This window comes from Achromobacter sp. 413638 (assembly GCF_043119405.1).
Taxonomy (GTDB): domain Bacteria; phylum Pseudomonadota; class Gammaproteobacteria; order Burkholderiales; family Burkholderiaceae_B; genus Achromobacter.
The window spans coordinates 24,777-51,763 of the sequence record NZ_JBICCO010000016.1; the positions used below are offsets into that span (position 1 = coordinate 24,777).

The following is a 26,987-nucleotide window of genomic DNA, read 5'->3' on the forward strand; positions in this document are numbered from 1 at the left end:
CGACGAATTCAGCGGAACAACGCCGCCGTCGCCAGCCCTGCCCCCGTCAGCAGCAGCGAACCTGCCAGGCTGATGCCGGCATAGCCCAGCGCGCTGCCATAGGCGCCGCGTTCCAGCATGGCCACGGTCTCGGCGGAAAAGGTCGAGAACGTGGTCAGGCCGCCCAGGAAGCCGGTGATGGCGCCCAAACGCACCCAGGCCGGCCATTCCGGATGCGCCGTCACCAGCGCGAGCAGCAGGCCGATCAGATAGCCGCCGACGAGGTTCACGGCCAGCGTGCCCCAGGGCCAGGACTCGATGTTCAGCCATAGTCCGGCCAGCCAGCGGGCCCACGCGCCCAGCGCGGCGCCTAGGCCGACGGCCAGGAAGTTCAGGGGAATCAGGGTCTGGTATGCGGACATGGGATCGAAAAGCCGCGCGGTTCGGGCTGGATGGATTGCACCCGTAGCAGTATGCCGAAAAACTCCGATCCCGCGCCAATCGCCCCGTTCCGGCGCGCGCCATGATTCCGCCGTCGCCTTCGCGGCACGCCGCGAAACCGGTTGAAATGGCAGCGTGATCTTTCTTCCTTCACTTATAAGATTCATTCTCATTAAGTGCTAGAATCCGGCGCTGCGCTTCCCACGATCACATGGACAGTCATCTCCCCTCCCGGCGCCGGGCCTACTGGCTCAAGACGCTGCACCAATGGCACTGGATCAGTTCGGCGATCTGCCTGCTGGGCATGTTGCTGTTCGCGGTCACGGGGCTGACGCTGAACAACGCTTCCCATATCGAATCGAAGGCCGTGGTCACCACGCGCCATGCCACGCTGCCGCAAGACGCGCTGGGCCAGCTCGCGCCCGCGCCCGGCCGGAAGAAGGCGCCGCTGCCCGACGCCGTGTCGCGCTGGCTGGACCGCGAACTGGACACATCCACCACTGGCAAGCCGGCCGAATGGTCCGCCGATGAAATCTACCTGTCGCTGCCGCGCGCCGGCGGCGACGCCTGGCTGTCGATCGATCTGGCCAGCGGCGACATCGAATACGAACGCACCGACCGGGGCTGGATCTCGTACCTGAACGACCTGCACAAGGGCCGCAACACCGGCCTGGCCTGGAGCTGGTTCCTGGACGTGTTCGCCGTGGCCTGTCTGGTCTTTTCGCTGACCGGGCTGGTGCTGCTGAAACTGCACGCCGGCAACCGCGCCGCGACCTGGCCCATGGTCGGCCTGGGGATCGTGATCCCCGTGGTGCTGGCCCTGCTCTTCATCCATTGATTCAACGATCCGCCCTGGAGACATCCATGCGCAAGCTATTGCTGCCGGCCCTAGTGGCCGGACTGATCGCCCGGACCGCCAACGCGGCCGACCTGGGCCTGTCCATCGAGGTGCCGCGCCTGGACGTGGCCGAATACCACCGCCCCTACGTGGCGATCTGGATCGAGAACCCCGACCAGAGCGTGGCCGCCGACCTGGCTGTCTGGTACGACGTGGCCAAGAAGAACAACGAAGGCGCCGAATGGCTCAAGGACATGCGCCAGTGGTGGCGCCGCAGCGGCCGCAACCAGCAGTTTCCGGTGGACGGCGTGAGCGGCGCGACCAAGCCCGCCGGCAAGCACGCGCTGGCCTTCAATGGCGCCGCCAAGCCGCTGGCCCAGCTCAAGCCCGGCCAGTACGCCGTGGTGGTGGAAGCGGCACGCGAGGTTGGCGGGCGCGAGCTGCTGCGCATCCCCTTCCAATGGCCGCCGCAGAAGGCCGAACAACTGAGCGCGCGCGGCGAGCATGAGCTGGGCGCCATCGCGCTGGACCTGAAGCCGTGATGAACCGCAATACGAACGTCTACGCCCAATCGACCACGAGGAGCGCAACCATGAAGCAATCCATGAAACACCTGGCCGCCGCCCTGGCGCTGTGCCTGCCCTTCGCCGCCGGCGCGCACGACGTCTGGGTCGTGCCGTCCTCCACCGTGCTGTCGGGCGCCGACAGCTGGATCACCGTGGACGCCGCCGTCGGCAACGACAAGTTCCACTTCAACCACGCGCCGCTGCGCCTGGACGGACTGGCCGTGACCGCGCCGGACGGCTCGGCCGCCGAGGCCGAGAACCTCAATCGAGGCAAGCTGCGCAGCACCTTCGACCTGCAGCTCAAGCAGAGCGGCACCTACCGCGTGGCCGTGGTCAACGACGGCGTGTTCGCGCGCTGGAAGGAAGACGGCAAGCCCAAGCGCTATTTCGGCAAGCCCGAGGGCATGGCCCAGGCCGTGCCTGCCAAGGCCGACGAGCTGGAAGTCTCGCAAAGCCTGGGCCGCGTCGAGACCTTCGTCACCGCCGGCAAGCCCAGCGCCGTCAAGCCCGTGGGCCGAGGCCTGGAACTGGCGCCCGTCACGCACCCGAACGACCTGTACGCGGGCGAGACCACCACCTTCCAGATGCTGCTGGACGGCCAGCCCGCCCCGGACCTGGAAATGACCATCGTGGCCGGCGGCATCCGCTATCGCGACCAGGTCGGCGAGATCAAGGCCAAGACCGACAAGGACGGCAAGTTCTCGGTCAAGTGGCCGCAGCCGGGCCTGTACTGGGTCGAGGCCGGCATGGAAGACGCCAAGGTCAGCGTGCCGCAGGCCAAGAAGCGCCGCCTGTCCTACGCCGGCACCTTCGAAGTGCTCAAGCCCTGATCCGGTTGAAGGCCCAGGCCGCCATGTCCGCGCCCGCGTCCTACGCGCCCCGGGGCGCGCCCACGCCCGTGGTGCGCGTGGCCTACGCTGCCCTGCCCTCGCGGCCAGCCACCAGGGCCGCCGCGCTGGCGGGCGCCACCATGGGCACCACCTGGTCGGCCCGGCTGGCGCTGCCCGAGGGCTGCGCCGAAACCTCCGCGCGCCAGGCCATCCAGGCCGCGCTGGACGAGGTGGTGGCCGAGATGAGCACCTGGGAAGACCACAGCGACATCACCCGCTACAACCGCGCCGGCCCCGGCTGGCGCGCGCTGCCCGCCGGCTTCTGGCACGTGCTGACGCACGCGCTGGCGCTGGCCGAAGAAAGCGGCGGCGCCTATGACCCCACCGTCGGCCCGCTGGTCAACGCCTGGGGCTTCGGCCCGCACCAGCGCGCCTTCGAACCGCCCTCGCCCGCCGCCGTCGAAGCGGCCCGCGCGCGCTGCGGCTGGCGACGCGTGAAGCTGGACCCCGAACGCCGCGCCGCCTGGCAGGAAGGCGGCACCTACCTGGACCTGTCCTCGATCGCGAAGGGCCATGGCGTGGACCGCGCCGCGCAAGCGCTGGACGCGCTGGGCGCGACCGGCTATCTGGTGGAAGTCGGCGGCGAGCTGCGCGCGCGCGGCCTGCGGCCCGACGGCCAGCCCTGGCGCGTGGCCGTGGAAGTGCCCGACGCCAGCGACGCCCACGCGCTGGCGCTGCCACTGCGCGACCTGAGCATCGCCACCTCGGGCGACTACCGCCGCCACGCCGGCAGCGGCGACGCGCGCTACGCCCACACCATCGACCCGCGCGACGGCCAGCCCGTGCGCAACGGCCTGGCCTCGGTCACCGTGCTGCACGCCGACTGCATGCAGGCCGACGCGCTGGCCACGGCGCTGACCGTGCTGGGCGAAACCGAGGGCCTGGACCTGGCCGGCCGCCACGGACTGGCGGCGCTGTTCATCCTGCGCGAAACCGGCGGCTTCCGGCTCGCCGCCACCCCGGCGTTCCAGGCGCTGGCCGCGCAATCTTGAACGCCATGACCCTGCGCCTGACCGCCACGGCCGGCGTGGTGCTGTGCTGGCTGCTGCTGTGCGCCTGGGCCTGGCGCCGCGCGCGCCGCGAACGCGCGCGCGAGACGCGAGCCCGCCAGGCGCTGGACCAGCCGCCGCCGCGCGCCGCCGTGCTCGTAGCGCACGCCAGCCAGACCGGCTACGCCGAGACGCTGGCCGGCCAGACGGCCGACTCGTTGCGCGCCGGCGGCCTGGACGTGCGCGTCGCGGCCCTGGGCCAGCTCGACCTGGCGCGGCTGCGCGGCTATGAACGCGTGCTGTTCGTGGCCAGCACCTACGGCGAAGGCGATCCGCCCGACGCCGCCGCCGCCTTCGCCAGCCTGATGCAGCCGGCCGCCGCCGGCGCGGCGCCGCAACTTCCGGGCCTGCGCTACGCCGTGCTGGCGCTGGGCGACAGCGAATACGCGCAGTTCTGCGGCTTCGGCCGCGCGCTGGATGAATGGCTGCGCGCACAGGGCGCGCAGCCGCTGTTCGACCGCGTCGACGTGGACAACGGCGACGCCGCCGCGCTGCGCCACTGGCAACATCATCTGGGCATGCTGGCCGGCCGCGGCGACCTGCCCGACTGGGAAACGCCGGCCTACGAACCCTGGCGTCTGCAAAGCCGCGAACGACTCAACCCGGACAGCCAGGGCGGCCCCTGCTACCTGCTGACGCTGGCGCCGCCGCCCGGCGCCGCGCCGGCCTGGCAGGCCGGCGACATCGCCGAGATCGGCCCGCGCCGCGAGCGCGGCGGGGAACTGCTGCCGCACCGCGAATACTCGATCGCCTCGCTGCCCGCCGACGGCGCGCTGCAATTGCTGGTGCGCCAGATGCGCGGACCCGATGGCGACCTGGGCCAGGGCAGCGGCTGGCTGACCCACGTGGCGCGGCTGGGCGACGAGATCGATCTCCGGCTGCGGTCCAACCGCAATTTCCACGCGCCCGACGACGACCGGCCGATGATCCTGATCGGCAACGGCACCGGCCTGGCCGGCCTGCGCGCGCTGCTCAAGGCGCGCCTGGCGGCGGGCCGCCATCGCAACTGGCTGGTGTTCGGCGAGCGCCAGGCCGCGCATGACTGGTTCTGCCGCGCCGAGATCCAAGGCTGGCGCGACGCCGGCCAGATCGAACGACTGGACGCCGTGTTCTCGCGCGACCAGGAAGAACGGCGCTACGTGCAGCACCTGTTGCGCGAACAGGCCGACACGGTTCGCGCCTGGACCGACGCGGGCGCGGCGGTCTACGTCTGCGGCAGCCTGCAAGGCATGGCGGGCGGCGTGGATGACGCGCTGCGCGACATCCTGGGCGACGCCCGGCTGCAGCAGATACAGCACGACGGCCGCTACCGCCGCGACGTGTACTGAGACGGCGCGCGCGGGGCCTGCCGGCCACGCGCCTCGCCGCCGCGCCACTTCCCTATTGCAGCTTGATCTGGGCCTTGTCGATCACGCTCTTCCAGCGGTCGCGCTCGGCCTGAATCTGCGCACCGAACTCGGCCGGCGTGTTGCCCAGCGGGAAGGCGCCGGTTTCCTCCATTTTCGCCGCCGTGGCCGGGTCGCGCACGGCCTGCGCGAAGGCTTGCGCCAGCTTGTCGCGCACGTCGTCGGGCAGGCCCGCCGGCGCCACCACGCCGTACCAGGCGGTCACGTCATAGTCCTTGTAGCCCTGCTCGGCGAAGGTCGGCACGTCCGGCAGGCGCGGGTTGCGCGCCGGGCCGGTGATGGCCAGCGCGCGCAGATGATTGCTCTTCAGATACGGCAGCGACGACGGGAAATTGTCGAAGATCACCGGCACGACGCCGCCCACCGTGTCGGTCAGCGCCGGCGCCGAGCCACGATACGAGATGCTGTTCATCTTGCCACCGATGATCTGCAGGAACCAGATCATGCCCAGGTCGTTGACGCCGCCCGCGCCGGCGTTGGCGTAACCGTCCCGGCCCGGATTGGCGCGCACATGCTCGACGAACCCGGCCAGGCTCTTGGCCGGATACTGCGGATTGACGCTGAGGATGTTGGGGCTGGTCACCAGATTGCTGACCGGCGTGAAATCCTTGACCGGGTCATAGGCCAGGTTGGGAAACAGGTGCGGCGCGGTGCCGTGCGTGCTGACGGTGGCCAGGCCGACGGTGTAGCCGTCGGGCTTGGCGCGCGCGGTCGCGGCCATGCCGATGGTGCCGGACGCGCCGGTGCGGTTTTCCACCACGATCTGCTGGCCCAGGATCTCGCCGGCCTTGGCCGCCGCCAGGCGGCCCACGATGTCGGTGGGGCCGCCGGCCGGAAACGGCACGATCAGCGTAATGGGGCGTTCGGGGAAGGCGGCATGGGCGGCCGGCAATGCGGCGGCCAGCGCCAGCGCGGCGCAGGTCTTGCGGAACATGGGGAGTCTCCTGTGGATGGAATCGTTATGCTTGCGCCGCGATCGAGCGGCGCAGGATCTGCCCGGGACGCGGCGTGTCCGGCAAGGGCGGATGCACCTGTACGCCGTTGACCAGCACGCGCTCGACGCCGGCCGAGGGCAGCGTCGGCGCTTCCCAGGTGGCCAGATCGGCCACCGTGTCGGCGTCGAACACCACGATGTCGGCCCAGGCGCCCACGGCGATGCGGCCGCGTCCGGCCAGGCCGAACACGCGCGCCGGCAGAGCGCTCATCTTGGCCACCGCCGCCTCCAGCGTCAGCAACTCGGCTTCGCGCACATAGCGGCCCAGCACGCGCGTGAAGCTACCCCACAGGCGCGGATGCGGATGCGCGTCGTTGGGCAGGCCGTCCGAGCCGACCATGCAGCAGTCATGCTGGAAGATGCGGCGCACCTCGTTCTCGTCCATGGCGAAGTAGATCGCGCCGGCCGGACAGAGCCGGCGCGCGGCCTCGGTCCTGTCGCACCCCCAGTCGGCGGCGATATCGGCCAGGTAGCGGCCCGCGCACTCGGGATGCGGCGTCGACCAGGTGACGCGGATGTCGTCGATCTGCTCGGCGCGCTCCGGGATCAGTATGGTGGAGCTGCCGGGATAGGGATAGATGTCCAGCGCCACGTCCACGCCCTCGGCGCGGGCGCGGTCGATATTGGCCAGCGTGGCGCGGCTCTTGCCCCAGTTGCGCGGCATCATGCACTTGTGATGCGACAGCACCGTGGCGCAGCCGCTCTGGCGGCCGATGGACAGCACCTCGTCCACCGATTCCTCGACCGTGTCACCCTCGTTGCGAATGTGGCTGGTGTGCAGCGCGCCGCGCGCGGCCGCCACGCGGGCCAGTCCTTCCAGCTCGGCCGCCCGCGCCATGCCGCCCGGCTGGTAGGCCAGCCCGGTGCTGAAGCCGACCGCGCCGGCCGCCAGCGAGGCGTCCAGCATGCGCTCCATGGCGCGCTGTTCATCGGCCGTGGGCTGGGCCGACGGATCGCGCATGGCCGCCAGCCGCAGGTTGGCGTGGCCGACCAGCGCCGCCACGTTGATCATCGGCCGCTGCGCCTGCAACGTGGCGAAGTACGCATCCATGTCGGCGTACAGCGGCGACTCGCCCAGCAGGGCCAGCGCCGCCGCGTGATTGCCCGGCAGCGGCGCGGGCGCGCCGCTGATGCCGCAGTTGCCCACCACCACCGAGGTGATGCCCTGACTGGTCTTCCAGGCCAGGTCCGGTTTTTCCACGAACATCAGGTCGTCGTGACCGTGCACGTCGATGAAGCCGGGCGCCACGATGCGTCCCGCCGCGTCCAGCCGCCTGTCGGCGATATAGCCGGACAGGTCGCCCAGCGCCGCGATGCGGCCATCCGCCACGCCCACGTCGGCGCGCACGCGCGGCCCGCCCAGGCCGTCGATGACCCAGCCGCCTTCGATGATCAGATCCAGCTTGTCCTGCCGCATGCGCGTGTCCCGGCTTGATGAAGGCCCTAGTATCGGCCGGCCAATCAATCTGGAAAAATTGTTTTTATCGATCCATCCATCGTGATTTGAAATGAATCGCCTGCCCAAGCACGTCACGCTCAAGCACCTGAACGCCTTCGTGGCGGTGGCCCAGGAGTCCAGCTTCACGCGCGCCGCCGAGCGCCTGTTCCAGACCCAGTCGTCCGTCACCAGCCTGGTGCGCCAGCTGGAGGAAGCGCTGTCCACCCTGCTGTTCGCGCGCACCAGCCGGCGCGTGCTGCTGACGGCGGCGGGCGAGGAATTCCTGCCGCGCGTCATGCGCCTGCTGGCCGACTTCGACGGCGCCATCGGCGACGTGGTGCGCTTCGGCGCGCTGGAGCGCGGACGCGTGGGCGTGGCGGCGGCGCCGTCGGCCATCACCCAGATCATCGCGCCGGCGGCCGCCGCCTTCGCCGCGCGCCATCCCGCCGTGCGCCTGTACCTGAGCGACGACAACTCCGGCCGCATCCAGCGCAAGGTGGCCGCGCGCGAGGTCGATTTCGGCCTGACCAGCCGTTGGGCGGACGCGCCCGGGCTGGATTTCGAGCCGCTCCTGGAAGACCGCTTCGGCGTGCTGTACCGCGAGGACGACGCCGGGCTGCGCCCGGGCCGGGACGGCACGGTGCGCTGGGCGGACCTGGCCGGCCGCCAATTGGTGGGCGTGGTGGACGAGACCGGCATCATCGCGCTGCTGCGCGCCCGCGCCGACCTGCCGATCGAGGCCGCCGCGCCCTTCCATGAGGCGTCCAGCACCACCTCGCAGGCGGCGCTGGTCAAGGCGGGACTGGGCGTGGCGCTGCTGCCGGCGCTGGCCGCCGAGCGCGTGCGCGAGCCGGGACTGGCCTACGCGCTGCTGGCCCGGCCCACCATGGTGCGCACGGTCTGCCTGATCCGCCACCTGGACTATCCCTTGAGTCCGGCGGCCGATGCGCTGATCGGCGCGATCCGCGATTATTTGAAAACGGCCGAGCTGCCGCCCGGCTGCGCGCGCGCCCGCGCCGCGCGCAAGCGCGCGGGCAGGACCTAGGGACCTAGCGGCGCAGCTTCTCGTCCAGCGCCTTCAGCCCCGCCGCGAACACGCCCTGCCCCACGGCGCCGGCCACGGCCGCCAGATCGGCGCCGGCCTCGACGCGGAAGTCGGCCCACCATTCGACCAGCGTCAGCCCGCCTTCGGTGACGCGGCGCAGCTGCACGCCGGCGACGTAGTCGCGCATGGGCAGGTCGGTCTCGATGATGGAATAGCGCAGCGCCGTGCCCGGATCGTCCAGCATCAGCAGCTGTTCGCGCACGAAGCCGGACGGCTGGAGCGTCAGGTGCCGCACCGAACCCAGTGCGTCCGCGCGGCCGCCGTCCTCAAGGCGGCTGACGGCCACGCCGGGATGCCAGCCGGCCAGGCCGTTGAAATCGCGGAACATGGGCCAGACCTGCTCAAGCGGCGCATGGATGATGGCGCTGATATACACGGTGTGCGACATGCGGGGCTCCTGTCGAAGCGGATGCGGTGAAGGAAGGATGGAGTGCGGCGATAGACAAGAAAAAGGCGCCGTGCACGGCGCCTGGTAAACAGCTTAGAAGGTCAGTCCCTTGAATTCCCGCGTGGCCGCGGTCAGCGCCTGTTCGGTGGGCAGGCGCTCCATCGAGCTGGCGCCGTAGAAGCCATGGCAATGCTTGCAGGCGCGCAGCACGTGGGCGGCGTCCTTGGGCGTGGCGATGGGGCCGCCATGGCACAGCACGATCACGTCATCGCGCACCGCCAGCGCGGCCGCCGCGATGCGGTCGATCGCGGCCACGCAGTCGTCCAGCGTCAGCGCGGTTTCGGCGCCGATGGAGCCGCCGGTGGTCAGGCCCATGTGCGCCACGATGATGTCGGCGCCGGCGCGGGTCATGGCCACGGCGTCGGCCTCGTTGAACACATAGGGCGTGGTCAGCATGCCCTTCTCGTGCGCCAGGCGGATCATGTCCACTTCCAGCCCGTAGCCCATGCCGGTTTCTTCCAGGTTGGCGCGGAAGGTGCCGTCGATCAGGCCCACGGTGGGAAAGTTCTGCACGCCGGCGAAGCCCTGGCGCTTGAGGTCGTCCAGGAACACGTCGAAGTCGCAGAACGGATCGGTGCCGTTCACGCCCGCCAGCACCGGCGTGCGCTTGACCACGGGCAACACCTCGCGGCCCATGTCGACCACGATCTCGTTGGCGTTGCCGTAAGCCAGCAGGCCCGCCAGCGAGCCCCGGCCGGCCATGCGGTAGCGGCCCGAGTTGTAGATCACGATCAGGTCGATGCCGCCGGCTTCCTCGCACTTGGCCGACAGCCCCGTGCCCGCGCCGCCGCCCACGATGGGCTGGCGGTCGCGCACCATGGCGCGGAACTTGTCCATGAGTTGGTTGCGGTCAAAGCGCGGCATGGCGGCGGTCCTCAGTGTTGGGCGATTTCAAGGTACTGCTCGACCGCCGTGCGGGCGAACAGCGGGTCGTTGATGTGGCAGGGCACCCGCACCAGGCGGCGGTCGGCGGTCTGCACCAGGTGCGTTTCCAGCGCGGTGAACAACGCGGCGTCGGCCTCCGGATCCCAGAAGGCCTGGCCCGGCGCGTCCAGCGCCGACACCCCGCCCTCGGGGATCAGGAAGCGCACCGGCCCGTCGCAGCGGTTCAGCCGGCTGGCGATCCACTCGCCCTGGCGGGCGTTCTCGGCGGGCGTGGTGCGCATCAGCGTCACCTGCGGATTGTGGGGATAGAACAGGCGGCCCTGGTAGCGTTCCGGCACGGTCTCCATGCCGCCGAAGTTCACCATGTCCAGCGCGCCGCAGGCGCCCACATAGGGCGCGCGCGTGCGCGCCACGGCGCCGAAGCGGTCCTCGGTGCAGGCCAGCACGCCGCCGAACAGGAAGTCGCAGACCTCGGTGGTGGTCAGGTCCAGCACGCCGGACAGCAGATGGCTGTCCAGCAGTTTTTCCATGGACTGGCCCCCGGTGCCGGTGGCGTGGAACACCAGGCAGTCGTAGTCCGGCTCCAGCAGCGGCACCACCTGCTGCACGCAGGCCGTGGTCACGCCGAACATGCTGATGCCGACGGCGGGACGGCTGTCGTTGTCCTGGGCCGCGCTGTCGGCCTGGCGGAACGCGCCGCCAATGGCGCCGGCGGCATTGGCCAGCACGCGGCGCGAGATGCGGTTCAGCCCGGCCACGTCGGTGACGGAGTACATCATGGCGATGTCGGACGGCCCGACATAGGGCGCGACGTTGCCCGAAGCCATGGTCGATACCATCAACTTGGGCACGCCGATGGGCAGCGCGCGCATGGCCGGCGTGATCAGCGCCGTGCCGCCCGAGCCGCCCAGGCCCAGCAGCGCGCCGATGCCGGCGTCGGCGGCGGCGTAGCGCTCGAAGGCCAGCGCCATGGCGGCGATGGCCGTGCCACGGTCGCCAGTGAACACCGCCTGCGCGCCGCCCGGATGACGGGCGGCCACCTCGCGGGCCTGCACGCGGGCGGCGCTGGACGCGCCGGTGGTGGACACGTCCACCGTCACCACGTCCAGACCGTCGCGCGCCAGCAGGCCGGCCACGTATTCGGCCTCATGGCCCTTGGTGTCGTAGGTGGCGGCCACGTAGACCCGCCGCTTGGTATTCGTCATGACTCCTCCCGCGGGCGGCTACACTCGATGCGCGCCTCGATATGTGCCGGGGCGAGCCCGGCTTGTAGAATTCGTAAATGAGACGAAAGAATCATACTGAGACGCCTGTCTCACGTCAAACCCGAACCGCCCCGCAAGCGGCGTCCGCGCGCGCCCTGATCGCCCCCGCCAGCCGCCAGGCCGAGGCCAGCGGCGAGCCGCCGCACGGGCCGCGCGCGCGCATGCGCAAGATCCTGCTGGACGCCGCGCAGCAGCTCATGGGCCAGGGCATCACGCCATCGGTGGCCGAGCTGGCCGAGCACGCCCAGGTGTCGCGCGCCACCGCCTATCGCTATTTCCCCAGCCAGAGCGCGCTGATCGCCGCCGTGGTCGACGAAAGCCTGGGTCCGATCCTGGCCTGGGAATCGAGCGCCGACGACGCCGGCGCGCGCGTCGACGAGCTGCTGCGCTTCGCCTACCCGCGCCTGGAGGCGCACGAGGCGCCGCTGCGCGCCGCCATCCAGGTCTCGCTGCAACAGCACGCCGAGGCCAGCGCCGGCCGCGCCGGCAACGAGCCGCGCCTGGTGCGCGGCCACCGTGTCGACATCCTGAAGCGCGCCATCGCGCCGCTGGCCGGCGCGCTGACGCCGGCGCAGCAGGAACGCGTGGCGCAGGCCCTGTCGCTGGTCTACGGCACCGAGGTGTTCCTCGTGCTCAAGGACATCTGGCGGCTGGATCTGCCCGAAGTGACCGAGGTGGCGCGCTGGACCGCTCAGGCCATCATCAGGCAGGCATTGGCGGACGCCGGGGCTGCGACGCCGGGCAAGAAGGACAAGCCCACGAAAGGCGGCAAGAACAGCGACAGGCGCGGCGGCTAGGCCGCCCCGGGTCGCGCCGCCGGCCGCGCGCCGGCGCCACGTCCCCGCTAGCGGCGCGCGCCGGCGCCAGGCTGTCATTCCCACGTCACCGGCAGCCGGCATAGTCCCGCCCTGCGCGGCGCCGCGAGTTGCGGGCCGCCCTGACGCTGGAGCTATGAATGCAGTTCGAAGTAACCCGCCTGCGGCGGGCCCTGATGCCCTTGTCGCTGGCTTGCGTAACCCTGTTGAGCGCCTGTGGCGGCAGCGACGACGATGACGACGCGCCCGCCAAGCCGCCGGTCGTGACCGAGCCCACCCCCGAGCCCCCCAAGCCCCCCGTGATCACGGGCGCGTGGAGCGCCGGCGACCTGCACGTGCACACCATCCAGTCCGACGATGCCCAGACCACGCTGGAAACCGTGCTGGACCAGGCCTTCAACCGCTACAAGCTGGACTGGGCCGCGCTGTCGAATCACCTGCGCATGTCCAAGCGCGACCATACCGGCCTGGACATTCCCGGCGGCCCGGTCCCGTTCTCGACCGGCATGGCGCGCTACGAAGCGCCGTTCATCCAACAGGCGCAGGCGGCGGGCCCCTACGCCGGCAAGATCATCTTCTCGTCGTTCGAGTGGGACATGCCCACGCATGACCACGTCAACATCGGCATCGGCGTGAACGAGCCGATGTCGGCCAAGTCGCTGCGGGCGGTGGCCGAGTTCGAATACCTGTACACCAACAAGGCCGCCAACCTGTTCGATCCGCAGCTGGTGGCGGACCTGGCCGGCCAGCCGCGCGCCTACAGCACGCACGCCGACTCGCTGGCCGCGCTGAAATGGCTGCGCGACAAGCACCCCGACAGCTACATGCTGCTGAACCACCCGTCGCGCTACGCCGGCAAATACACCATCGGCCAGCTGCGCGAAATGCACGACCTGGCGCCGTCCATCTTCTTCGCCATCGAAGGCATGGTGGGCAACCAGATGGAACCGGATCGCGGCGGCTACGCCGAGGCCTACACGCCCGCCAAGCTGCCCAACCGCACCTACGGCGGCGTCGACTATCTGGTCGCGCAGCTGGGCGGCACCTGGGACGCGCTGCTCGGCGAGGGACGCCGCATCTGGACCGTGGCCGATTCGGATTTCCACTTCCGCGTCAACGCCACCGGCCAGTACAGCAGCGGCTACGCCCCCGGCGAGTACGCCCGCACCTACGTCTGGAAGGACGGCAAGGACATGGCGGCGGTGGTCGCGGGCCTGAAGAGCGGCCGCATGTACGGCGTGTTCGGCGACCTGATCGACGCGCTGGAATTCCAGGCGCAAGGCGCCTCGGGCACGGCGCACATGGGCGCAGAGCTGATCGCGGCCAAGGGCGAGCAGGTGGAAGTGACCATCCGCTTCCGCAGCCCCGACAGCAACCACTACGAGTACCCGATCGAAAGCGGCAACCCCACCTACGTCAAGCCCACCGTGCATCACGTGGACCTTATCGTGGGCGACGTCGGTCCCCGCGCCGCGCCCGGCACGCCGGCGTATGACCAGGCCACCAATCCCAGCACCCGCGTGCTGGGTCGCTACACGCGCGCCGACTGGACCGTGGACAAGGAAGGCTACAACGTCATCAAGGTCAAGCTCAGCGCCGACAAGAGCCAGTACCTGCGCCTGCGCGGCACCAACCTGGCGCCGGACGTGGCCGGCGAAACCGCCAATGGCGAGCCGCTGCCGGACGCCAAGATCGACCTGACCGACAACGCGGCGCGCTTCAACGCCATCAACGCGCGCAATTACAACGACCTGTGGTTCTACTCGAACCCGGTGTTCGTGACGGTCAAGCCGTAGACGCTGCCGGCCGCGCTACAGCGCGGCCAGCGTCTCGTCCAGCGCCGCCACCAGGCGGTCCGCGTCGGCCGTGGAAAACGGCAGCGGCGGACGGATCTTCAAGGTGTTGGCATGCTCGCCGGCGCTGCTGATCAGCACCTGCCGGTCGCGCAAGCCGTTGACCACGCGCGCCGCCTGCTCGGTGGCCGGCTCGCGCGTGGCGCGGTCGCGCACCAGTTCCACGCCGATGAACAGGCCCGCGCCGCGCACATCGCCGATGAGATCATGACGCGCGGCCAATCCTTGCAGGCGCTCGCGCAGATAGGCGCCGACGCGCCCCGCGTTCTGCATCAGCCCTTCCTGCTGCACCGTGCGCAACACGGCCAGGCCGGCCGCCGCCGATACCGGATTGCCGCCAAAGGTGTTGAAGTAGCGGCTGTTGCGGCCGAAAGCCTCCAGCACTTGCGGCCTGGCCGCCACGCCGGCCACGGGATGGCCATTGCCCAGCGGCTTGCCCATGGTGATCAGGTCCGGCGCCACGCCATGCCGCATATAGCCCCACAGCGTCTCGCCGGTGCGCCCCATGCCGGCCTGCACCTCGTCGGCGATGAACAGGCCGCCGGCTTCGTGGATCGCGTCCACGGCTTCGCGCAGAAAGCCCGCCGGTCCGGCCTGCACGCCGTCGCTGGAGAAGATGGTGTCCACCATCAGCGCCGCCGGACGCAGTCCGTGGCGAGCCAGGTCCGCGATCGCCTCGCGCACCGCGCGCGCCAGGGCCGGGCCGGTTTCACCGGGCGCCTGGCGGTAGCTGTCCGGCGCGGCCACGGTACGCACGGCCGGCCCCAGCGTCACATAGCGGCCCAGCGACGGCGAGGCCTGCGCGATCGACAGCGTCACGCCGTGATAGGCGTGGCGCGTGACGATCAGGCCGGCGGCGCCGGTGTGCGCCTGCGCGATGCGCAGCGCCAGGTCATTGGCCTCGCTGCCGGTGCAGGTGAACATCACATGGCCCGGCCCCGGCGCGTAGGTCGCCAGCAGCGCCTCGGCGTAGTCGAGCACCGTTTCGTGCACGTAGCGCGTGTGCGTGTTCAGGGTCGAGGCCTGCCGCGCGATCGCCTCGACCACGGCGGGATGGCAGTGGCCCAGCGGCACCACGTTGTTATAGGCGTCCAGATAGGGCTTGCCCTGGGCGTCGTACAGCCACACGCCCTCGCCGCGCACCAAGTGCAGCGGCTGGTCGTAGAACAGGCGATAGGCCGGGCCCAGCAGTTGCCGCCGCCGCGCGATCAGCGCCTCGGTATTTGCCGCGGCCTGCGCCGCGCCGTCGCCGGAATGGGTCATGGTCATGGCTGTGATCCTATTGAAAACCGCAGGCCGCGCGCAACCGCTGCCGCGCGGCGTCGCGGGCGATGCCGTCGCAGGCCTGCAGGCGGGCCCAGGACAGCGCGTTGTTGCGCAGGATGTAGTCGGCATTGTCCGGATAGCGCGCCGCGCGCCAGCCGCCAATGGCCACCACCATCGCCAGCCGCGCCATCATCAGATCGAATAGCACGTCCAGCTCGGCTTCCTGGAGCGGGCTGACCGCGTGATAGGCGGCGGCGAAGCGAATGGCTGGCGCCAGCGGATCGGCGCCCGGCTCCAGTTGGTAAGAAGCCGCCACGGCCAGGTCGTTGACCAGCGGAGCGCGCACCATGTCGCCGAAATCCAGGATGCCGGCGATGACGTCGTGATCCCGAGGATCGACCAGCACGTTGTACAGATTCAGGTCATTGTGGATGGCCTGCGCCCGCAAGCCGGGCAGCGCCGGCCGGGCATGCTCGGTGAAGCGCGCCATGGCGCGCTCGGCCAGCGCCCGACGCGCCGGGTCGGCCACGTGCGCCAGCAGCGGCGCGACCTCGTCGGCGCGCTGGATGTCCCAGGGCAGCGCCAGCGCGCCGGCCTCGTGTTCGAAGCCGCGCAGCGCCAGCCCCAGCCGCGCCAGGGTCCGCGCCAGGTTGTCGCGCTGTTCCGCCGAACGCGCAGCGTCCGGCAGCGGCAGGCCCGGCAGGTAGCTGAACAGCCGCAGCACGCGCGGCGGCGCGTCCGGCGCGCGATGCCAGGCGCAGGGCTGGCCGTCGACGGCCAGCGCCACGCGCTGCACCGGCAGCGCCGGGTCCGCGCGTTCCACGTGCAGCAGCGCGCGGGCCTGGAAATCGGCCACGCGCGGATCCTCGGCCGGGTGCGAGAACTTCAACACGTATTCATGGCCGTCGCGCGCACGCAGCCGAAAATTGCGGTCGCGCTCGCCGGCGAGGCGGCGCGCCTCGGCAGCTATGCCGAAATGGCGCCACGCGGCCTGCGCGGCCTCGTCCTCGCCGATGTCCGGCGAGGCCACGGCCAGCACGTCCTGGGCGTCGTCCTGATCCTTCATGGCGGCCTCCTCAGGCGGCGGAGTCGAAGCCGCGCAGCGCGCTGGCCAGGTTGGGCCCCAGGTCGTCGGACAGGTAGCCGCCTTCCTGCACCAGCACCGTGGGCAGGCCCAGCCGCGCGACCTCGGCCAGGATCAGGCCGAAGCCCCCGGTGGTGACGGCCAGCCCCTTGTACGGATCGCGCTCGTGGGCGTCCAGGCCCAGCGCCACCACCAGCGCGCCGGGCGCGTAGGCGCGGATGTCCAGGAACACGCGGCGCAGCGCCTCCAGGTAGCCGGCGTCGCCAGTGCCCACCGGCAGCGGGCGGTTGATGTTGTAGCCCAGCCCGTCGCCCTCGCCGGTCTCGTGCGCGTGGCCGACGAAGAACGGCGTGGTGTTGTGCGCGTCGGCGTGCATCGACACGGTCAGCACGTCGGCGCGGCGGTAGAAGATGCCCTGGGTGCCATTGCCGTGATGCACGTCCAGGTCCAGGATGGCGACCCGCGCGTGCGCGGCGCGCAGATGCTGGGCCGCGATGGCGGCGTTGTTCAGGTAGCAGAAGCCGTTGGCGCGGTCGACATAGGCGTGGTGGCCCGGCGGACGGCACAACGCGTAGGCCGCGCGCTCGCCGTCCAGCACCAGCTGGGCCGCGTGGGTGGCGCAATGCGCCGACCAGGCCGCCGCTTCCCAGGTGCCCGCGCCGATCGGACACGCGGTATCGCCCATGTGATAGCCGGCCAGGCCGACGATGTGTTCGGGATAGGTGCAGGGCTGGCCGGGAAACGGGTGCACATTGGCCACCACTTCCTCGGATGCGTCGGGCAATTCGCGCCAGCGCGCGTAGGCGGTTTCCAGGAAACGCAGGTATTGCGGCGTGTGCACCGCGGCGCGCGGCGCGGCGCCGTGATCGGCCGGCGCGACGATCCGGTGCCCGTCGCGCTGCACCGCCGCCAGCAGGCGCGCGCCGCGCTCGGGCTGCTCGTTGCTGCGCCGGACCTTGCCGCGCACGATGAAGAACTGCGGATCATGAAGCTGGTGCTTATCGCTGTAGACGACTTTCATGTTTTCCTGCTGCCCCTTGGTTTTTCGCCCGCCGCGCCATGCTGCGAGACGAACAGGTTGCGGACGTGCTCCCAGGCATCGTCCAGATGTACCTTCATGCAGGCCTGCGCGGCCTGTACATCGCGGCGCGCCAGCGCGTCCAGGATGGGCTGATGCGTGGCCGCGACCATTTCCGGATCCTGGTAGACGTTGTCGATCAGCGAGATGATCATGCGCATCTCGGTCTGCGTGCTGGAGAACAGGCGCAGCAGGTAGGCGTTGCCCGACAGCTCGCAGATCAGGGTATGGAAGCTCAGGTCCAGCTCGATGCGGCGATGCTGCGGCGCGTCGGCGGCCTCGGCGATCATCAGCTCCAGCAAGCCGCGCAGACGCGCCAGGCCGGCGGCGTCGGCATGCTCGCAGGCGGCCGCCACGGCGGTCATCTCCAGGCTCAGGCGCACCTGGAACAGGTCGTCGATCTCGCGCACCGACATCTCGCGCACGAAGAATCCGCGACGCGGCCTGGACACCAGGATGCCCTGGCGTTCCAGGCGGCGCGAGGCTTCGCGCACCGGCGCCCGGCTGATCGCCATCTGGCGGGCGATCTCGGCCTCGACCACGCGGCTGCCCGGCGGCAGGCGCCCCTGCACGATGGCCTGGGTCAGCCGTTCTTCGACGACGCCGACCAGGTCGGGAACATTGACGGATTCGAAAGCGTTGAGGGCGGCCTGGGTATCGGGCATGGAAAGTCTCTGTCTGGGGCGGAAATGCGCCGGCTTTCCTGCACAAGAAAACCCGGCGCGACAGCTATATAGCACCCCGTTTTTTTCAAGCATATCAGTACTACTGCTAACTGTCGACAGTTGACGATCGACGCATAATGCCCAGCACCCGGCCCCGCGCCGCAGCCACCCAACCAGGACGCATCGATGGCCCTCTCCCAGGAATCCGCGCAGCCAAGCAGCGCGGCCGAACAACAGACCCGCCGCGACCTGGCGGCCTGCTACCGGCTGGTCGCCCATTTCGGCATGGACGACAGCATCTACACCCACATCTCGGCGCGCGTGCCCGGCGAGGAAGGTGCCTTCCTGATCAATCCCTACGGCCACCTGTTCCGCGACATCACGCCCGAATCGCTGGTCAAGGTCGGCATGGACGGCCATCCGGTCGCGCCCACGCCCCATGACGTCAATCCGGCGGGCTTCACCATCCACAGCGCCGTGCACATGGGACGCCCCGACGCGGGTTGCGTGCTGCACACCCACACCGTCGCCGGCGTGGCCGTGTCCTCGCTGGCCTGCGGCCTGCAACCGGTGAACCAATGGGCGCTGCAGTTCTACAACCGCGTCGCCTATCACGACTACGAAGGCATCGCGCTGGACCTGGACGAACGCGAGCGGCTGGTGGCCGACCTGGGCCAACAGAACGCCATGATCCTGCGCAACCACGGCCTGCTGACCGTCGGCGCCACCGTGGCCGAGGCCTTCATCCTGATGCTCAATCTGGACCGCGCCTGCCGCGTGCAGCTGGCGATCCAGTCCACCGGCCAGGCGACCTACCCGGTCAGCGCGCAGGTCAGCGAGAAGACCGCGCGCCAGTACGCCAGCGGCGACACCAACCGCCTGCCCGGCTCGCCCGACCCCAGCGAACGCGAATGGCGCGCGCTGCTCAAGCTGGTGGAACCTCCGCCGCCCGCCCCCCGGCTCGCGGATGCCCTCGATGGCTCCGCGCTGCGCGCCTGAACGGCGCGCGTCGCTTTCTTTCCCGCCGCCCCGGCCCCGTCACCAGGAGAACCTCATGAACCGACGCGACTTTCTGATCTCGAGCGCCGTCACGGCCGGCTGGCTGAGCGGCGCGACCGCCCTGCCCGCCTGGGCCGCGGCCGCGCGCAACGGCGTGCTCAACATCGCCGTGCAACCCGAGCCGCCGGGCCTGATGCTGGGCATCGTGCAGAACGGCCCCACGCAGATGATCGGCGGCCAGATCTACGAAAGCCTGCTGCGCTACGACGACAAGCTTGAGCCCATGCCCGGCCTGGCCGCGTCCTGGACGGTGAACGACGCGGCCACCGTCTACACCTTCACGCTCAAGCAGGGTGTGCAGTGGCACGACGGCAAGCCCTTCAACGCGCACGACGTGGTGTTCAGCGTCGACCAGTTCCTGCGCAAGACCCACGCGCGCCTGCGCGCCGGGCTGGCCTTCGTGGACAGCATCAAGGCGCTGGACGAGCACACGGTCGAATTCCGCCTGCCCCGGCCGTTCGGCCCGTTCCTGGGGCTGTTCGAGGTCGGCACCATGCCGATGGTGCCGCGCCATATCTACGAAGGCACCGACTACCTGAACAACCCGGCCAACAACACGCCCATCGGCACCGGCCCGTACAAGTTCAAGGAATGGCGGCGCGGTTCGTACATCCAGCTGGTGCGCAACGAGCAGTACCACGAGGCCGGCCTGCCCAGCGTCGACACGCTGTACTTCCACGTGATCCCCGACGCCGCCTCGCGCGCGGCCGCCTTCGAATCCGGCAAGCTGGACGTGCTGCCCGGCGGCACCGTCGAATACTTCGACATCGCGCGCCTGAAGGCGCTGCCCAATGTCGAGACCACCACCAAGGGCTGGGAATTCTTCGGCCCGCATTCCTTCATGTGGCTCAACAACCGCCATCCGGTGCTCGCCGACGTGCGCGTGCGCCGCGCCATTATGTACGCGCTGGACCGCGAGGCCATGCGCAACGTGGCCTGGTATGGCTTCGGCAAGGTCGCCACCGGGCCGTTCAACAGCAGCGTGCGCTATTACACCGACCAGGTCACGCGCTATCCGCGCGACGTGGCGCGCGCCAAACAACTGCTCAAGGAAGCCGGCTACAAGGGTCAGACGCTGCGCCTGCTGCCGCTGCCCTACGGCGAGACCTGGCAGCGCTACGCCGAGATCGCGCGCCAGAACCTGGCCGAGGTTGGCATCAAGCTGGAGATGACCGCCACCGACGTGGCCGGCTGGAGCGAGAAGACCGCCAACTGGGACTACGACATCGCCTTCTGCTACCTGTACCAATACGGCGACGCCGCGCTGGGCGTGAGCCGCAACTACCTCACGTCCACCATCGCCAAGGGCTCGCCCTGGAACAACGTCGAGGGTTACAGCAACCCCAAGGTCGACGAGCTGTTCGAACGCGGCGCGCAGGAAGCCGATCCGCAGAAGCGCCGCGCGCTGTACGAAGAGGTGCAGCGCATCCTGGTCGACGAGGCGCCGGTGGCCTGGCTGCTGGAACTGCAATTCCCCACGCTCTACCGCAACAACATCAAGAACCTGATCAATTCCGGCATCGGTTTGAACGATAGCCTGGCGCGCGCCACGCTGGCCTGAACGGCGCGCAGCCCGGCAACAGGGGGAATGCCATGAAGAAACTCGCTTACCTGATGCGCCGCGTCGCGCAGGGCCTGCTGGTGCTGGCCCTGATCGCGGTCATCAATTTCCTGCTGATCCGCGCCGCGCCCGGCGACCCGGCCGCCGTCATGGCGGGCGAGGCCGGCGCGGCGGACGAAGCCTTCGTCGCGCAGCTGCGCGAGCGCTTCGGACTGGACAAGCCGCTGCCCCAGCAGCTGGCGACCTACCTGGGACACGCCGCCCGGCTGGACCTGGGTGATTCCTACCGCCAGCAACGGCCCGTCATGAGCCTGATCGGCGAACGGCTGCCCGCGACGCTGCTGCTGACCCTGACGGCCTTCGTCGTGTCGCTGACCCTGGGCGTGGCGTTGGGCGCCTGGAGCAGCGCCCGCGCCGGCACCTGGCTCGACAGCCTGGTCAGCACGCTGTCGATGCTGTTCTACGCCACGCCGCTATTCTGGCTGGCGCTTATGGGAGTGCTGCTGTTCTCGGTCAAGCTGGAATGGCTGCCGGGCTTCGGCTTCGAAACGGTGGGCGCGGGCCACGCGGGACTGGCTCGCGCGGCCGACATCGCCCGTCACCTGGTGCTGCCGGCGGCCACGCTGGCGCTCTTCTACATGGCGGTGTATGCCCGCATGACGCGCACCGCCATGCTGGAAGTGGCGCAGATGGATTTCATCAAGACCGCCCGCGCCAAGGGCCTGTCGCCGCGCCGCATCCAGCGCCGCCACATCCTGCGCAACGCACTGCTGCCGGTCATCACGCTGGCCGGCATCCAGGCCGGCTCCATGGTGGGCGGCACGGTGCTGATCGAGACCGTGTTCGCCTGGCCCGGCATCGGCCGGCTGATGTTCGACGCCCTGGTGCAGCGCGACTACAACCTGCTGCTGGGCACGTTCCTGATCACGGCGGCGCTGGCCGTGGCGTTCAACATCATCACCGACCTGCTCTACACGCTGGCCGATCCGAGGATAGAACTGCAATGAACAACGGATTCTGGCGGCGTTTCCGCCGCAACAAGGGCGCCCTGGCCGGGCTGGCCGTGATGGCCGTGGTGCTGCTGCTGGCGCTGTCCGCGCCGCTGGTCGCGCCGCACGATCCCTGGGCCATGGTGCAGCGCCCCTTCCTGCCGCCGCTGGACCTGGCCGGCCTGCCCTTCGGCACCGACACCATGGGCCGCGACATCGGCTCGGGGCTGGCCTACGGCGCCCGCATCTCTCTGCTGATCGGGCTGGTCTCAACGCTGGCGGGCCTGCTGATCGGCGTGTCGGTCGGCGCGCTGGCCGGCTACTACGGCGGCTGGATCGACAACAGCCTGATGCGCTTCACCGAGCTGTTCCAGGCCATTCCCAGCTTCGCGCTGGCCATCGTGCTGGTGGCGATCTTCCAGCCCTCGGTGGCGTCCATCGTCACGGCCATCGCGCTGGTCTCGTGGCCGCCGGTGGCGCGGCTGGTGCGCAGCGAATTCCTGACGCTGCGCCACCGCGACTTCGTCCATGCCGCGCACCTGGCGGGCGAATCGAACCTGCGCATCATCGTCACCCAGATCCTGCCCAACGCGGCCGCGCCCATCGTGGTGATGGGCTCGCTGATGGTGGCCACGGCCATCCTGCTGGAATCGAGCCTGAGCTTCATGGGCCTGGGCGATCCCAACGTGATGAGCTGGGGCTACATGATCGGCGCGGCCCGCACCGCGCTGCGCCAGGCCTGGTGGATCAGCCTGTTCCCCGGCGTGGCCATCCTGCTGACGGTGCTGGCGCTGAACCTGATCGGCGAAGGCCTGAGCGACGGGCTGAACACCCGCATGGATCCCAGGAGCCGCGCATGAACCTCGTCACCTCCCATGCCGCCGCCCCGCCATCCGGGGACGCCCTGCTCGACATCCGCGGCCTGTCGATCCGCCTGCCGGCCGGCGCCGACCGCCCGCTCGCGGTCAAGGACGCCAGCCTGCGCATCGGTCGCGGCGAAACGCTGTGCATCGTGGGTGAAAGCGGCTCCGGCAAGTCCATGATCGCCAACGCCGTCATGGGCCTGCTGCCGCAGCCCATGGTGGCGCCGGTGGCCGGCGCCATCGTGTTCCAGGGCCACGACCTGCTGGCCCTGGCCGAGCCGCAATGGCGCGCGCTGCGCGGCAACCGCATCGGCATGATCTTCCAGGATCCGATGTCGGCGCTCAATCCGGTGATGCGCATCGGCGACCAGCTCGAAGAGGCGCTGGACGCGCACCTGCGCCTGTCGCCCGCCGACAAGCGCGCCCGCATCCTGGGCGCGCTGCGCGACGTGCGGCTGCCGGATCCCGAGGGCATCGCCGCCAGCTATCCCGGACGCCTGTCCGGCGGCCAGCGCCAGCGCGTCATGATCGCCTGCGCGCTGATGCTGGAGCCGGCGCTGCTGATCGCCGACGAGCCCACCACCGCGCTGGACGTCACCACCCAGGCGCAGATCCTGGAGCTGATCCGCGATCTGCAGGCCAAGCGCGGCACCGCCGTGCTGTTCATCACCCATGACTTCGGCGTGGTCTCGCAGATCGCCGACCACGTGGCCGTGATGCAGCTGGGCGAGATCGTCGAGGCCGGCGCGGCCGCCGAGGTGCTGGGCCATCCCCGTCACGACTACACCCGCAAGCTGATCGCCGCCATCCCGCACGGCATGCCCGACACGGCGCGCGAGGCCGCTCGCCAGCCGGTATTGATGGACGTGCGCGACCTGCACAAGACCTATGTGTCCGGCGGCGGCCTGTTCCGGCGCGGCCGCGAAACCGCCGCCATGCGCGGCATCAGCTTCACGCTCCAGCGCGGCGAGGTGCTGGGCCTGGTGGGCGAGTCCGGTTCGGGCAAGTCCACGCTGGGCCGCTGCATCGCCGGCCTGCTGGCGCCGGACGGCGGCCAGATCCTCTTCAACGGCCAGGCGGGCAATGCGCGCCCCGCGCCGGGACGTGTGCAAATGGTGTTCCAGGACCCGCAGGCCTCGCTCAACCCGCGCCATACCGTGGGCCGCTCGATCATGGCCGGCCCGCTGGCGCAAGGCATGGCGCCGGAGCGCACCCGCGCCCGGGCGGCGGAACTATTGCAGCTGGTCGGCCTGAATCCCGATGCCGCCGGACGCTATCCGCATGAGTTCTCCGGCGGCCAGCGCCAGCGCATCGGCATCGCCCGCGCGCTGGCCAGCGAGCCCGAGCTGATCGTGGCGGACGAGCCGGTGTCGGCGCTGGACGTATCCGTGCAGGCCCAGGTGCTGGAGCTGTTCGCCAGCGTGCGCCGGCGGTTCCAGCTGAGCATGCTATTCGTCACCCACGACCTGCGCGTGGCGGCGCAGATGTGCGACCGCATCGCCGTCATGCAGCAGGGCCGCATCATCGAATGCGGGCCCGCCGCGCAGATCATCGGCGCGCCCGGCCAGGACTACACGCGTGAACTGGTGCGGGCCGTGCCCGACTTCGCCAGCATCGTTTCCGGACGCGCGCGCATCAGCGGCCACGCGCGGCTGGCGGAGGTCGCGGCATGAGCGCCCTGCCCCTGCACGCCACCGATCGGCCGCCCTGTATCGCGCTGCTGAGCCGGGTGCTGGACATGCGCTACCTGGTGCCGGCGTTCCAGGCGCTGCGGCCCGACATCGCCTGGCGCACCGCCGACGACCTGGGCGATCCGGCCGATATCGACGCCGCGGTATGCTGGCTGCCGCCCGCCGGTCTGCTGGGCGCGCTGCCCAACCTGCGCCTGATCCAGTCCATCGGCGCCGGCGTGGACCACATCTACGCCGACCCCGCCGTGCCGCGCCACGTGCCGGTCTGCCGCGTGGCCGAGGCGGGCATGGCGGCGGGCATGAGCAGCTACGTCGCCTGGGCGGTGATCAACCATCACCGCCATTTCCCCGACTACGTGCGCAACCATGCCCAGGGGGTGTGGCGCGAGAGTCTCATCGTGCCGCCATCGGAACACCGCGTGGCAATCGCCGGGCTGGGCCGGCTGGGCCTGGCCGCCGCGCGCGCGCTGGCGGCGCTGGGTTATCGCGTCTCGGGCTGGAGCCGCACGCCCAAGCCCGATCTGGCCGAGGGCATCACGGGCTATCACGGCGCCGACGGCCTGCCGGCGCTGCTGGCCCAGGCCGACACGCTGGTCTGCCTGCTGCCGCTGACGGACGAGACGCGCGGCTTCCTGGGCGCCGCGACCTTCGCCCGATTGCCGCGCGGCGCCCATGTGGTCAACGCGGGCCGGGGCGAGCACCTGGACGCCGCCGCCCTGCTGGCGGCGCTGGACAGCGGCCAGCTCTCCTACGCCACGCTGGACGCCACCCCGCAGGAGCCGCTGCCGCCGGACCATCCGCTGTGGCGCCATCCCAAGGTGATGATCACGCCCCACATCGCCACCCGCACGCCGGCCGCCGCCATCGCGCGGCAGACGCTGGACAACCTGGCGGCGTTGCGGGCGGGACGTCGTCCCGACACCTGCGCCGACGCGGCCCTCGGATACTGAGCCGGTCAGCGCCAGGCGCGGCGCGGACGCGTAACGGACATCCGCGCCGCGCCTGGCGCCGCATGGACCGGTTGACGCGGCCGTCCTCGCTTGCTACACCAACAGACGCAATTGCACTTGGTCCCAGAAACTTCTCTCTACCTGGAGGTGGTTTATGAGCAAGCGTATTGTTGTCGTAGGCGGCGGCGTAGGCGGCACCATGCTGGCCAATCAGCTCGCCGGAAAGCTGTACCCCGAGATCCAGCGCGGCGAAGTCTCCATCACGCTGCTCTCGGATTCGCCGGATCACTACTACAAGCCGGCCTTCATGTACGTGGCCTTCAATCTCTTCTTCCGCGAAGAACTGAAGCGGCCGGAACGCTCCCTGCTGCGACCCGAGATCGAATTCCGCGTGGACAAGGTCACGCGCTTTCATTTCGACCGCCAGGAACTGTCCACGCAGAGCGGGCAACGCCATGGCTATGACTATCTGGTCATCGCGACAGGCTGTGTGCCATCCCCTGAGCGCATCGAAGGGCTGAAAGAAGCCGGCGACCACTTCTACCAGTACGCCGCCGCCCGCCAGCTGGCGGACCGCCTGTCGCGCATCGAACGCGGGCGGGTCTTCGTCAGCGTCACCTTCCCCAAGACGCCCAACGTTCCGCACCAATGCGGCATCGCCCCCATCGAGACCACACTGATGCTGGACGACTACCTGCGGCGTCGCGGCGTGCGCGACAAGGTGGAAATCGTCTACACCTACCCGACCACCTCGCAGCTGCTGCGCAACTGCCTGTTCCTGCAGCGCCCGACCTGCGAGGTGCTGCCCGGCATCTTCGAACAGAAGGGCATCCGCTTCCAGCGTGGCTTCACGCTGTCGCGGGTCGATCCGGAACGGCGCATCGCGTACTCGGAGGAAGGCGGCGAACAGCCCTTCGACATCCTCATGGCCACGCCGCCGATACGCGCCGTGGACGTAGTGCAGGAGTCGGGCGTGTCGCAGGCCGAGAACAACGAGGGCTGGCTGCCGACCGACCACGAGACCCTGAAGGTCTACGGGCTGGAGAACGTCTACGTGATCGGCGACACGGTCGACCTGCCGGTCAGCAAGGCCGGCGGCTCCTGCCACAACCAGGCGCCGGTCATCGCCAACAACATCGCCGGCGAGATCCGGCTGGGCCAGGTCTGCAGCGCCTATGACGGCCGGGTGCAGGCGGTGGCCCAGATGGGCCTGAACGCCGGCATGCCGCTCTGGTACGACTACACCCACGACGTGCTGCCCACGCCGCCCACCAAGCTCGGCGGCCTGCTGCGCCACGGCTTCAATCGCGGCCTGTACTGGGCCGTCGCAAGGGGAATGCTATGAACGCGCCACACGAAGGAACCGCCGCGCTGCCCGCCGACACGCCCGCGTCCGCCCCTTTCCTCGGCGGCGGGCCGGGCGCGCGCGCCCTGGCCGACCGGCTGGGCCTGCTGGCCGAGGCCGGCCGGCTCGACAACATCGCCGACCTGCTGTCGCTGGCCTCGGACCTGGTGGACCTGCTGGACCAGTCCATGGTGGAAAAGCTGGCGCTGCTGTCCGAGCAGGCCACCAGCGCGGCCTGGATCGCCGCCAATACATTGCGCGACGCCCACGCCCGCACGCTGCGGGAAGAACGGCCGCCCAGCCTGACGGGCCTCATCGGCCTGCTGCGTGACGAGGACACGCGGCGCGGCATGGCCGTGGCGCTGCGGGCGCTGCAGACGCTGGGCCGGCAGATGAAGGCCCAGCGGCAGGACTACGCGGACGCATCGTAGGCCGCGCTGGCGCATCGAGAACCCGCGCGAGAA

Annotated in this window: 26 protein-coding genes; 16 read left to right on the plus strand and 10 right to left on the minus strand. The window is 70.3% G+C overall.

Annotation, left to right across the window (positions count from 1 at the left end; genetic code table 11):
- Positions 1-8: 8 nt before the first annotated feature.
- Complete coding sequence (crcB, locus tag ACEU5R_RS09095; RefSeq protein ID WP_103275198.1) at positions 9-401, minus strand: fluoride efflux transporter CrcB; 393 nt, start codon at positions 399-401, stop codon at positions 9-11.
- A 230-nt stretch (positions 402-631) separates the two neighbouring features.
- On the opposite strand from crcB, the gene ACEU5R_RS09100 reads away from it, so the two are divergent.
- The 5 genes from ACEU5R_RS09100 to ACEU5R_RS09120 are packed head-to-tail and all read left to right on the plus strand — an operon-like array spanning position 632 to position 5,091.
- Entirely contained in the window at positions 632-1,258 is a 627-nt protein-coding gene (locus tag ACEU5R_RS09100) for a PepSY-associated TM helix domain-containing protein (protein ID WP_392409908.1), read from the plus strand.
- Positions 1,259-1,284: 26 nt separating this feature from the next.
- On the plus strand, positions 1,285-1,800 hold the full coding sequence (locus ACEU5R_RS09105; protein ID WP_392409909.1) for a DUF2271 domain-containing protein: 516 nt from the start codon (positions 1,285-1,287) through the stop codon (positions 1,798-1,800).
- A 50-nt stretch (positions 1,801-1,850) separates the two neighbouring features.
- Positions 1,851-2,654, plus strand: a complete 804-nt coding sequence (locus ACEU5R_RS09110) for a DUF4198 domain-containing protein (protein ID WP_103275201.1) — start codon at positions 1,851-1,853, stop codon at positions 2,652-2,654.
- Positions 2,655-2,677: 23 nt separating this feature from the next.
- Positions 2,678-3,706 (plus strand): FAD:protein FMN transferase, encoded by a 1,029-nt coding sequence (locus ACEU5R_RS09115; RefSeq protein ID WP_392409910.1) that lies wholly within the window; start codon positions 2,678-2,680, stop codon positions 3,704-3,706.
- Between the two features lie 5 nt (positions 3,707-3,711).
- Positions 3,712-5,091 carry a sulfite reductase subunit alpha gene (locus ACEU5R_RS09120; protein ID WP_392409945.1) on the plus strand — a complete coding sequence of 460 codons (1,380 nt, stop codon included), beginning with the start codon at positions 3,712-3,714 and terminating at the stop codon, positions 5,089-5,091.
- Positions 5,092-5,143: 52 nt separating this feature from the next.
- On the opposite strand, the gene ACEU5R_RS09125 is transcribed toward ACEU5R_RS09120, so the two are convergent.
- Complete coding sequence (locus ACEU5R_RS09125) at positions 5,144-6,103, minus strand: tripartite tricarboxylate transporter substrate binding protein BugE (protein ID WP_392409911.1); 960 nt, start codon at positions 6,101-6,103, stop codon at positions 5,144-5,146.
- 25 nt (positions 6,104-6,128) lie between these two features.
- Positions 6,129-7,580 carry an amidohydrolase family protein gene (locus ACEU5R_RS09130; protein WP_392409912.1) on the minus strand — a complete coding sequence of 484 codons (1,452 nt, stop codon included), beginning with the start codon at positions 7,578-7,580 and terminating at the stop codon, positions 6,129-6,131.
- 91 nt (positions 7,581-7,671) lie between these two features.
- Here ACEU5R_RS09130 and ACEU5R_RS09135 point away from each other — a divergent pair, with 91 nt between their 5' ends.
- Positions 7,672-8,646: a LysR family transcriptional regulator gene (locus ACEU5R_RS09135; protein WP_392409913.1), complete on the plus strand. Its 975-nt coding sequence runs from the start codon at positions 7,672-7,674 to the stop codon at positions 8,644-8,646.
- Positions 8,647-8,650: 4 nt separating this feature from the next.
- Here ACEU5R_RS09135 and ACEU5R_RS09140 read toward each other — a convergent pair whose 3' ends face one another.
- The 3 genes from ACEU5R_RS09140 to ACEU5R_RS09150 form a co-directional block, all read right to left on the minus strand.
- The gene (locus ACEU5R_RS09140; RefSeq protein WP_392409914.1) at positions 8,651-9,094 is read right to left on the minus strand and encodes an SRPBCC family protein; all 444 of its coding nucleotides are present in this window, start codon (positions 9,092-9,094) and stop codon (positions 8,651-8,653) included.
- Between the two features lie 93 nt (positions 9,095-9,187).
- Positions 9,188-10,018 (minus strand): phosphoenolpyruvate hydrolase family protein, encoded by an 831-nt coding sequence (locus tag ACEU5R_RS09145; protein WP_392409915.1) that lies wholly within the window; start codon positions 10,016-10,018, stop codon positions 9,188-9,190.
- Between the two features lie 11 nt (positions 10,019-10,029).
- Positions 10,030-11,244, minus strand: a complete 1,215-nt coding sequence (locus tag ACEU5R_RS09150) for a Tm-1-like ATP-binding domain-containing protein (protein ID WP_392409916.1) — start codon at positions 11,242-11,244, stop codon at positions 10,030-10,032.
- A gap of 155 nt (positions 11,245-11,399) precedes the next feature.
- Between ACEU5R_RS09150 and ACEU5R_RS09155 the strand changes: the two genes are divergently transcribed.
- Both ACEU5R_RS09155 and ACEU5R_RS09160 read left to right on the plus strand, forming a co-directional pair.
- Positions 11,400-12,101, plus strand: coding sequence for a TetR/AcrR family transcriptional regulator (locus ACEU5R_RS09155; RefSeq protein WP_392409946.1), 702 nt, complete (start codon positions 11,400-11,402; stop codon positions 12,099-12,101).
- 158 nt (positions 12,102-12,259) lie between these two features.
- Positions 12,260-13,915 (plus strand): S-layer protein, encoded by a 1,656-nt coding sequence (locus tag ACEU5R_RS09160; RefSeq protein ID WP_392409917.1) that lies wholly within the window; start codon positions 12,260-12,262, stop codon positions 13,913-13,915.
- A 15-nt stretch (positions 13,916-13,930) separates the two neighbouring features.
- Here the strand turns inward: ACEU5R_RS09160 and ACEU5R_RS09165 are convergent, their stop codons facing one another.
- From ACEU5R_RS09165 to ACEU5R_RS09180, 4 genes are read right to left on the minus strand one after another with little or no spacing between them, the layout of a single operon-like run.
- On the minus strand, positions 13,931-15,241 hold the full coding sequence (locus tag ACEU5R_RS09165; RefSeq protein ID WP_392409918.1) for an aspartate aminotransferase family protein: 1,311 nt from the start codon (positions 15,239-15,241) through the stop codon (positions 13,931-13,933).
- A 10-nt stretch (positions 15,242-15,251) separates the two neighbouring features.
- A complete protein-coding gene (locus tag ACEU5R_RS09170) occupies positions 15,252-16,304 on the minus strand; it encodes a phosphotransferase (protein WP_392409919.1) in 1,053 nt (350 codons plus the stop codon).
- Between the two features lie 10 nt (positions 16,305-16,314).
- Positions 16,315-17,343, minus strand: coding sequence for a histone deacetylase family protein (locus ACEU5R_RS09175; protein WP_392409920.1), 1,029 nt, complete (start codon positions 17,341-17,343; stop codon positions 16,315-16,317).
- Positions 17,340-18,065, minus strand: a complete 726-nt coding sequence (locus ACEU5R_RS09180) for a GntR family transcriptional regulator (RefSeq protein ID WP_392409921.1) — start codon at positions 18,063-18,065, stop codon at positions 17,340-17,342. Before ACEU5R_RS09180 ends, ACEU5R_RS09175 begins: the two co-directional genes overlap by 4 nt.
- A 186-nt stretch (positions 18,066-18,251) precedes the next feature.
- Here ACEU5R_RS09180 and ACEU5R_RS09185 point away from each other — a divergent pair, with 186 nt between their 5' ends.
- The 8 genes from ACEU5R_RS09185 (at position 18,252) to ACEU5R_RS09220 (ending at position 26,954) form a co-directional block, all read left to right on the plus strand.
- The gene (locus ACEU5R_RS09185) at positions 18,252-19,064 is read left to right on the plus strand and encodes a class II aldolase/adducin family protein (RefSeq protein WP_103275215.1); all 813 of its coding nucleotides are present in this window, start codon (positions 18,252-18,254) and stop codon (positions 19,062-19,064) included.
- 55 nt (positions 19,065-19,119) lie between these two features.
- Entirely contained in the window at positions 19,120-20,685 is a 1,566-nt protein-coding gene (locus ACEU5R_RS09190) for an ABC transporter substrate-binding protein (RefSeq protein WP_392409922.1), read from the plus strand.
- Positions 20,686-20,717: 32 nt separating this feature from the next.
- Complete coding sequence (locus ACEU5R_RS09195; RefSeq protein WP_103275217.1) at positions 20,718-21,692, plus strand: ABC transporter permease; 975 nt, start codon at positions 20,718-20,720, stop codon at positions 21,690-21,692.
- Complete coding sequence (locus ACEU5R_RS09200; protein ID WP_103275218.1) at positions 21,689-22,534, plus strand: ABC transporter permease; 846 nt, start codon at positions 21,689-21,691, stop codon at positions 22,532-22,534. Before ACEU5R_RS09195 ends, ACEU5R_RS09200 begins: the two co-directional genes overlap by 4 nt.
- Positions 22,531-24,210: an ABC transporter ATP-binding protein gene (locus ACEU5R_RS09205; protein ID WP_392409923.1), complete on the plus strand. Its 1,680-nt coding sequence runs from the start codon at positions 22,531-22,533 to the stop codon at positions 24,208-24,210. Before ACEU5R_RS09200 ends, ACEU5R_RS09205 begins: the two co-directional genes overlap by 4 nt.
- A complete protein-coding gene (locus ACEU5R_RS09210; protein ID WP_392409924.1) occupies positions 24,207-25,178 on the plus strand; it encodes a 2-hydroxyacid dehydrogenase in 972 nt (323 codons plus the stop codon). The genes ACEU5R_RS09205 and ACEU5R_RS09210 overlap by 4 nt, the downstream gene beginning before the upstream one ends.
- Before the next feature lie 154 nt (positions 25,179-25,332).
- Positions 25,333-26,523 (plus strand): FAD/NAD(P)-binding oxidoreductase, encoded by a 1,191-nt coding sequence (locus ACEU5R_RS09215; protein ID WP_392409925.1) that lies wholly within the window; start codon positions 25,333-25,335, stop codon positions 26,521-26,523.
- Positions 26,520-26,954, plus strand: a complete 435-nt coding sequence (locus ACEU5R_RS09220; protein ID WP_103275222.1) for a DUF1641 domain-containing protein — start codon at positions 26,520-26,522, stop codon at positions 26,952-26,954. The genes ACEU5R_RS09215 and ACEU5R_RS09220 overlap by 4 nt, the downstream gene beginning before the upstream one ends.
- The last annotated feature ends 33 nt before the right edge of the window (positions 26,955-26,987 follow it).